Below are 7,817 nucleotides of genomic sequence, written 5' to 3'. Positions count from 1 at the left end.
TGCCGAGCCTGCGAGGCTGCGTTCGGCGGCGAAGCCGTCGTAAATACAGGCAGCCGGTTCCTTCTGACACACCGCAAACTCAGGTTTCACGACGGCTTCGCCGCCGATCGCCGCCTCGCGCTGCTCGACAGCTGCTACAGGCAGCCATTTATGTCGTTAAGAGACATCCTTCAAGCGCTTGCGCAGCTTCCTACACCATCCCCCGACTAAATGCTAGAATCCCCGCCCATCATGCGGTCATTCTTCTGTTATGGCCGAATATTCCTTCAAACAGTGCATCCCATGCTGAAGAAGCTGTTCCAGTCATTCCGTTCTCCCAAGCGTCCTACGCAACACATTCGCAGCACGCCTGAAGTGCTCAACAGCGGCCAACATTCGCTGCAAAAGGCGCAATTCAGCCGTTACGCGGTGAATATCGTTGAACGCCTGCAGAGCGCCGGTTATCAGGCTTACCTGGTTGGCGGTTGCGTGCGCGACATGCTGCTGGGCATCACACCGAAAGATTTCGACGTTGCCACCAGCGCCACACCCGAGCAGGTGCGGGCCGAATTCCGTAACGCGCGAATCATCGGGCGCCGATTCAAACTGGTGCACATCCACTTCGGCCGCGAAATCATCGAAGTCGCGACCTTCCGCGCCAATCACCCGCAAAACGAAGATGAGGAAGACAGCAACCAGTCTTCCCGCAACGAAAGCGGGCGCATCTTGCGCGATAACGTCTATGGCACCCTGGAGGAAGACGCGCAACGTCGCGACTTCACCATCAATGCCTTGTATTACGATCCGGTCAGCGAACGCATCCTCGACTACGCCAACGGCGTACACGACATCCGCAATCACCTGATCCGCCTGATCGGCGATCCGAAGCAACGCTACCAGGAAGACCCGGTACGCATGCTGCGGGCCGTGCGTTTCGCTGCCAAGCTGAACTTCGGTATCGAAAAACACAGTGCCCTGCCGATCCGCGACCTGGCGCCAATGCTGCGCGAGATCCCGTCGGCTCGCCTGTTCGAAGAAGTGCTCAAGCTGTTCCTCTCCGGCCATGCCGCGGATACGTTTGAAATGCTGGTCGACTTGCAGTTGTTCGATCCACTGTTCCCGGCCAGCGCCGAAGCACTGGAATACAACCCGACGTACACCCACACCCTGATCAGCGAAGCCCTGATCAATACCGACCTGCGGATCAAGCAGAACAAACCGGTCACCCCGGCGTTCCTGTTTGCAGCCCTGCTCTGGCCCGCCCTGCCGGCCCGCGTCTTGCGCCTGCAGGAGCGTGGCATGCCGCCGATTCCGGCGATGCAGGAAGCGGCGCACGAACTGATCGCCGAACAGTGCCAGCGGATTGCGATTCCGAAACGCTTCACCATGCCGATCCGCGAGATCTGGGACATGCAGGAGCGCCTGCCGCGCCGCAGCGGCAAGCGTGCCGATCTGTTGCTGGACAATCCGCGTTTCCGCGCCGGCTACGACTTCCTGCTGCTGCGCGAAAGCGCTGGCGAGCAGACCGATGGCCTGGGCGAATGGTGGACGGACTATCAGGACGCCAACGACAGTGAGCGCCGTGACATGATTCGCGACCTCAGCGGCAAGGACGAAGGCACCGGCGCGCCGCGCAAGCGTCGCCGCAGCGGTGGTTCCAAGCGCAAACGCGCCGCCGGCGCTTCGAGCACCACGGGCGAGTAATCCATGGAACGCATCTACATCGGCATGGGCAGCAATCTGGCTGACCCCGCCGAACAATTGCGCAGTGCCGTCGAGGCGCTGGCGCAGTTGCCGCAATCGGAGCTGGTCGGGGTGTCCGCGTTTTATCAAAGTGACTCGCTGCTACCTGGCCAACCGCGCTACACCAATGCGGTGGCCGCTCTCGACAGCACGCTGGCAGCGCTGGACTTGCTCGATGCCTTGCAGGCCATCGAAAACGGCCAGGGTCGCGAGCGCCTTGAGCGCTGGGGACCGCGCACGCTGGATCTCGACATCTTGCTATTCGGTGACCGCCTGATCGACGAACCGCGCCTCAAGGTTCCCCATTACCACATGCAGGAACGGGCCTTCGTGTTGTATCCGCTGGCGGAACTGGCGCCTGCGGACCTGCGACTGGCCGATGGCCGGACCTTGGCCGAACTGCTCAAGGCATGCCCGTTCGTCGGCCTGGAACGCCTGCCCCAAAATTGACCGAAATCCCCTGTGGGAGCGGGCTTGCTCGCGAAGGCGGTGTGTCATCCAGAATCAATGTTGGCTGAAACACCGCCTTCGCGAGCAAGCCCGCTCCCACATTGGGTTTGTGTCGAGCACAAGATCTGCTGCTGAATCGCATCAGTTACCCCGGTAACACCCCACCCGTAACAATGCGGTAACACACGCAATTGACTTCCCTCGTTCTCCTCACGACTATAGGCGTCCCGCTGCCGCCAACACGGCGTTTAAGGGCGCAATCCAGGCCTTAAAAGCACGACAAAAGAACGTGCGCCTGTATTTAACGAAGAATCACGCGCGTTACTCGCAGTAGTTTCCACAGCGCCTGAATGAGGAACTTTTCATGCCAGCCATCACCCTGACCACCCTGCAAGGTCTGAAGCAAAAAGGTGAAAAGATCACCATGCTGACCTGCTACGACGCGACCTTCGCCCACGCCTGCAATCAGGCCGGTGTCGAAGTGCTGCTGGTGGGCGACTCCCTCGGCATGGTTTTGCAGGGCCACGACAGCACCTTGCCTGTCACCACTGCAGAAATGGCTTATCACGTGGCCGCCGTCAAACGCGGTAACAGCGATGCCCTGATCCTCGCCGACCTGCCTTTCATGGCCTACGCCACCACCGAGCAAGCCATGACCAACAGCGCCCTGTTGATGCAGGCCGGCGCGCACATGGTCAAGGTTGAAGGGGCGTTGTGGCTGGCCGATTCGATCCGCCTGCTGGCCGAGCGTGGCATCCCTGTATGCGCGCACATGGGCCTGACGCCGCAATCGGTGAACATCCTTGGTGGCTACAAGGTCCAGGGTCGCAATGAAAACCAGGCGCGGCAGATGCGTGCCGACGCGATTTCCCTGGAGCAGGCTGGCGCGGCAATGCTGCTGCTCGAATGCGTCCCCAGTGAACTGGCAGAAGAAATCACCCAGGCGGTGAAGATTCCGGTGATTGGCATTGGCGCCGGCAATCGCACCGATGGCCAGGTGCTGGTTCTGCACGACATGCTGGGGCTGTCCATTACTGGCCGCACGCCAAAATTCGTGAAAAACTTCATGGCTGGCCAGACCAGCATTGAAGCTGCATTGAATGCCTACGTGACTGAAGTCAAGGCGGCGACTTTCCCTGGGATCGAACACGGATTCTCTGCATGAACACCGTAAAAACCGTACGCGAACTGCGGGCCGCCGTGGCCCGTGCCCGTAGCGAAGGCAAGCGCATTGCCTTTGTGCCGACCATGGGCAACCTGCACAGCGGCCACGTTGCACTGGTGACCAAAGCTTCCCAACGGGCGGACTTCGTGGTCGCGAGCGTTTTCGTCAATCCGCTGCAATTCGGTGCTGGCGAAGACCTCGACAAGTACCCGCGCACCCTCGCCGCCGACCAGGAGAAACTGCTCCAGGCCGGTTGTCATTTGTTGTTCGCGCCAACCGTCGAGGAGATGTATCCCGATGGCATGGCCGGCCAGACCCGCGTCAGTGTCCCGCAATTGTCCGAAGGTCTGTGCGGCGCCAGCCGTCCGGGGCATTTCGAAGGCGTGGCGACGGTGGTCAGCAAGCTGTTCAACATGGTCCAGCCGGACCTGGCGATTTTCGGCGAGAAAGACTTTCAGCAACTGGCGGTGATTCGCGCGCTGGTACATGACCTGAACATGCCGATCCAGATCATCGGCGAGCCCACTGTTCGCGCAACCGATGGCCTGGCGCTGTCGTCGCGCAACGGTTTCCTCAGCGAAGAGCAACGTGCTGTGGCACCGGTGGTCTACCGCACGCTGAATGCGATCGGTGAGGCGATCAAGCAGGGCGAACGCGATTACCCGGCGCTGATCGACACGCAGATCAAACAGCTCGAAACGGCTGGCCTGCGTCCTGATTATCTGGAAATCCGCCATGCACGGACCCTGCGCCCGGCGACGGCGCAGGATCGCGACCTGGTGATTCTGGTGGCGGCGTTCCTCGGTACGACGCGGTTGATCGACAACCTGCACCTGAACCTCGACGCCCCAGCCTGAACACCACAAAACAAATGTGGGAGCGGGCTTGCTCGCGAAAGTGGTTTGTCATTCAGCATAGATGTTGACTGACCTACCGCTTTCGCGAGCAAGCCCGCTCCCACATTAGATCTGCGGCAGTTTCCACACCTTATTGCTGCCTCTTAAGCCTTCGGGCAAACTGCCCGCCGTTCGATTCCGACCTGGGAAACACTCATGCACGCCATCATGCTCAAAGCCAAGCTGCATCGCGCCGAAGTCACCCACGCTGTACTCGATTACGAAGGCTCCTGTGCCATCGACGGTGAATGGCTGGACCTGTCCGGCATCCGTGAGTACGAACAGATCCAGATCTACAACGTCGACAACGGCGAGCGCTTCACCACCTACGCCATCCGGGGTGAAGAAGGTTCACGCATAATCTCGGTCAACGGTGCCGCCGCGCACAAGGCCAAGGTTGGCGATCGCGTGATCATCTGCGCTTACGCCCATTACAGTGAAGCCGAGCTGCTCAACTTCAAGCCGCGCATGCTCTACATGGCGCCGGGCAATGAACTGAGCCACACCAGCAATGCCATTCCGGTCCAGGTCGCCTGATCCGAGTCCTGTCTCTTCCGTTTGTCGGACCGTTCCTGATTTCGATGTTAAAAAAGTACAGAAAGCAGGTCAGACAAAGTCAAGACAGATCATTGCGCGGGGTTTACTGTATTCGCCCTGCGCCATGAAATCGTGTCGACGCAGTTGACCGGAACGCCCATCCATAGCGCCCCGGGATTTTTAGTGTTCTAAAGGCCGTTCAAGTAAAAAGGAAACCCGCAGCGATGGCGTATTACCGCACTCCCCATGACGTGACCGCTCTGCCCGCCTGGCAAGCGTTGAATGAACACCGCCAAGCCATGCAGGATTTCAGCATGCGCGAAGCCTTCAATGCCGATCCGCAGCGTTTTACCCAATTCACCCTCAGCAGTTGCGGCCTGTTTCTCGATTACTCGAAAAACCTGATCAACGCCGAGACCCGCAATCTGCTGGTGGGCCTGGCCAACGAAGTCGACCTCAAGGGCGCGATCAAGTCGCTGTTCGACGGCGAAATCGTCAACTCTTCCGAAGGCCGTCCAGCCTTGCACACCGCCCTGCGCCGCCCGGTTGGCGACAAGCTGTCGGTCAACGGCGTCAACGTGATGCCGGAAGTGCACAAGGTACTGAACCAGATCACCGATCTCGTCGGCCGTATCCACGACGGTTTGTGGCGCGGTTACACCGAGAAGCCGATCACCGACGTGGTCAACATCGGCATCGGCGGCTCCTTCCTCGGCCCGGAGCTGGTATCCGAAGCCTTGCTGTCCTACGCCCAGAAAGGCGTGCGTTGCCATTACCTGGCGAACATCGACGGCAGCGAGTTCCACGAACTGACCATGAAGCTGCGCGCCGAGACCACGCTGTTCATCGTCTCGTCGAAATCGTTCAACACCCTCGAAACGCTGAAGAACGCCCAAGCCGCCCGTGCCTGGTACTTGGCCCAGGGTGGTTCGGAAGCAGAGCTGTATCGCCACTTCATCGCGGTATCGAGCAACAACGCCGCTGCGGTAGCGTTTGGCATCCGCGAAGAGAACATCTTCCCGATGTGGGACTGGGTTGGCGGGCGCTACTCGCTGTGGTCGGCCATCGGTTTGCCGATTGCCCTGGCCATCGGCATGTCCAACTTCAAGGAGTTGCTGTCCGGTGCCTACACCATGGACCAGCACTTCCAGAGCGCACCGTTCGAACAGAACATGCCGGTGCTGCTGGCCTTGCTCGGCGTGTGGTACGGCAACTTCTGGGGCGCGCAAAGCCACGCGATCCTGCCGTACGATCACTACCTGCGTAACATCACCAAGCACCTGCAACAGCTGGATATGGAATCCAACGGCAAGAGCGTGCGCCAGGACGGCAAGCCAGTGTCCACCGACACCGGGCCGGTGATCTGGGGCGGCGTCGGCTGCAACGGTCAGCACGCCTATCACCAGTTGCTGCACCAGGGCACCCAACTGATCCCGGCCGACTTCATCGTGCCGATCGTCAGCTTCAACCCGGTGTCCGACCACCACCAGTGGCTGTACGCCAACTGCCTGTCGCAGAGCCAGGCACTGATGCTCGGCAAGACCCTTGCCGAGGCCGAAACCGAGCTGCGTGACAAAGGCATGAGTGAGGCCGACGTGCAGAAACTCGCGCCGCACAAGGTGATCCCGGGCAACCGTCCGAGCAACACCCTGGTGGTCGAGCGCATCAGCCCGCGTCGCCTCGGCGCACTGGTGGCGATGTATGAACACAAAGTCTTTGTGCAAAGCGTGATCTGGGGCATCAATGCCTTCGACCAGTGGGGCGTGGAGCTGGGCAAAGAGCTGGGCAAAGGCGTCTACAACCGCCTGGTCGGCAGCGAAGAAACTCCGGCCGAGGACGCCTCGACCCAAGGGCTGATCAATTACTTCCGTGGTCGTCACCGCGGTTGATTTGAAGCCAGCCCACAAAGTGTGTGTTGAGCACAAACTCTGTGGGCAATGAATATCCAATGTGGGAGCGGGCTTGCTCGCGAAGACGGTGGTTCAGTCAACCAGAAAGTTGAATGTACCGACCTCTTCGCGAGCAAGCCCGCTCCCACAGTTGTTTTGCATCCGACTTGAACCCATTGACCTCTCGGCGCATCTTTATCCTTGTCGCAAAACAAGCATAAGGAACCGTCATGTTCGATATCAGCACGTTCCCCAAAGCCGATGCCGTCCGCCGGGCTGCACAATTGAGTCAAGACGACTATCAGCGCCTGTACCGCCAATCCGTCGAACACCCCAGCACCTTCTGGGCCGAACAGGCCACGCGTTTTCTCGACTGGAGCGCGCCCTGGGAAACCGTCCAGCGCTACAACCTGAAAACCGGTGAAGCCAGCTGGTTTGCCGGTGCGCAATTGAACGTCAGCTACAACTGCATCGACCGGCACCTGGAAAAGCGCGGCGATCAGGTCGCCATCATCTGGGAAGGCGACGACCCTGCCGACTCCACCGCCATTACCTACAAAAAATTGCATGAAAATGTCTGCCGCCTTGCCAACGTGCTGAAAAGCCGTGGCGTGAAAAAAGGCGACCGCGTGTGCATCTACATGCCAATGATTCCCGAGGCGGCCTACGCCATGCTTGCCTGTACCCGCATTGGCGCGGTGCACTCGGTGGTGTTCGGCGGCTTCTCCCCGGACTCGTTGCGTGACCGTATTCTCGACGCCGACTGCCGCACCGTGATTACCGCGGACGAGGGCGTGCGTGGCGGCAAGGTCGTGCCACTCAAGCAGAACGTCGACAAGGCGCTGCAAAGCTGCCCGGACGTGAGCACCGTGCTGGTGGTAGAGCGCAGTAAAGGACAAGTGAACCGGGTCGAAGGGCGGGACATCCAGTATCAGCAGGCCCTTCGCGATGCCAGCGCCGATTGCCCGCCCGAGCCGATGGATGCCGAAGCCCCGCTGTTCATCCTCTACACCTCCGGCAGCACCGGCAAACCCAAGGGCGTGCTGCACACCACCGGCGGCTACCTGCTGCAAGCAGCGATGACCTTCAAGTACGTGCTGGACTACCGCGACGGCGAAGTCTTCTGGTGCACCGCCGATATCGGCTGGGGGACCGGCC

8 protein-coding genes are annotated in these 7,817 nt (G+C 60.2%); all 8 read left to right on the top strand.

What is annotated here, in order from left to right; genetic code table 11:
• Nucleotides 1-210 (top strand): hypothetical protein (locus PMI28_RS31245; RefSeq protein ID WP_081501469.1); only part of this gene is annotated, 210 nt, incomplete at its 5' end.
• A 72-nt stretch (nucleotides 211-282) separates the two neighbouring features.
• Nucleotides 283-1,683, top strand: a complete 1,401-nt coding sequence (locus PMI28_RS04755) for a polynucleotide adenylyltransferase PcnB (protein WP_007990946.1) — start codon at nucleotides 283-285, stop codon at nucleotides 1,681-1,683.
• A gap of 3 nt (nucleotides 1,684-1,686) precedes the next feature.
• Nucleotides 1,687-2,172, top strand: coding sequence for a 2-amino-4-hydroxy-6-hydroxymethyldihydropteridine diphosphokinase (gene folK, locus PMI28_RS04760; protein ID WP_007990944.1), 486 nt, complete (start codon nucleotides 1,687-1,689; stop codon nucleotides 2,170-2,172).
• Nucleotides 2,173-2,536: 364 nt separating this feature from the next.
• Entirely contained in the window at nucleotides 2,537-3,337 is an 801-nt protein-coding gene (gene panB, locus PMI28_RS04765) for a 3-methyl-2-oxobutanoate hydroxymethyltransferase (RefSeq protein ID WP_007990942.1), read from the top strand.
• On the top strand, nucleotides 3,334-4,194 hold the full coding sequence (gene panC, locus PMI28_RS04770) for a pantoate--beta-alanine ligase (protein ID WP_007990939.1): 861 nt from the start codon (nucleotides 3,334-3,336) through the stop codon (nucleotides 4,192-4,194). The genes panB and panC overlap by 4 nt, the downstream gene beginning before the upstream one ends.
• A 195-nt stretch (nucleotides 4,195-4,389) precedes the next feature.
• Nucleotides 4,390-4,770 (top strand): aspartate 1-decarboxylase, encoded by a 381-nt coding sequence (gene panD, locus PMI28_RS04775; protein WP_007990937.1) that lies wholly within the window; start codon nucleotides 4,390-4,392, stop codon nucleotides 4,768-4,770.
• A gap of 224 nt (nucleotides 4,771-4,994) precedes the next feature.
• Nucleotides 4,995-6,659 (top strand): glucose-6-phosphate isomerase, encoded by a 1,665-nt coding sequence (gene pgi, locus PMI28_RS04780; protein ID WP_007990935.1) that lies wholly within the window; start codon nucleotides 4,995-4,997, stop codon nucleotides 6,657-6,659.
• A gap of 230 nt (nucleotides 6,660-6,889) precedes the next feature.
• Nucleotides 6,890-7,817 (top strand): AMP-binding protein (locus tag PMI28_RS04785; RefSeq protein WP_007990933.1); only part of this gene is annotated, 928 nt, incomplete at its 3' end.

Source organism: Pseudomonas sp. GM48 (assembly GCF_000282335.1).
Taxonomy (GTDB): Bacteria; Pseudomonadota; Gammaproteobacteria; order Pseudomonadales; family Pseudomonadaceae; genus Aquipseudomonas.
The sequence above is the reverse complement of the archived record's forward strand: the minus strand, read 5'-3'. Positions and strand labels throughout refer to the sequence as shown.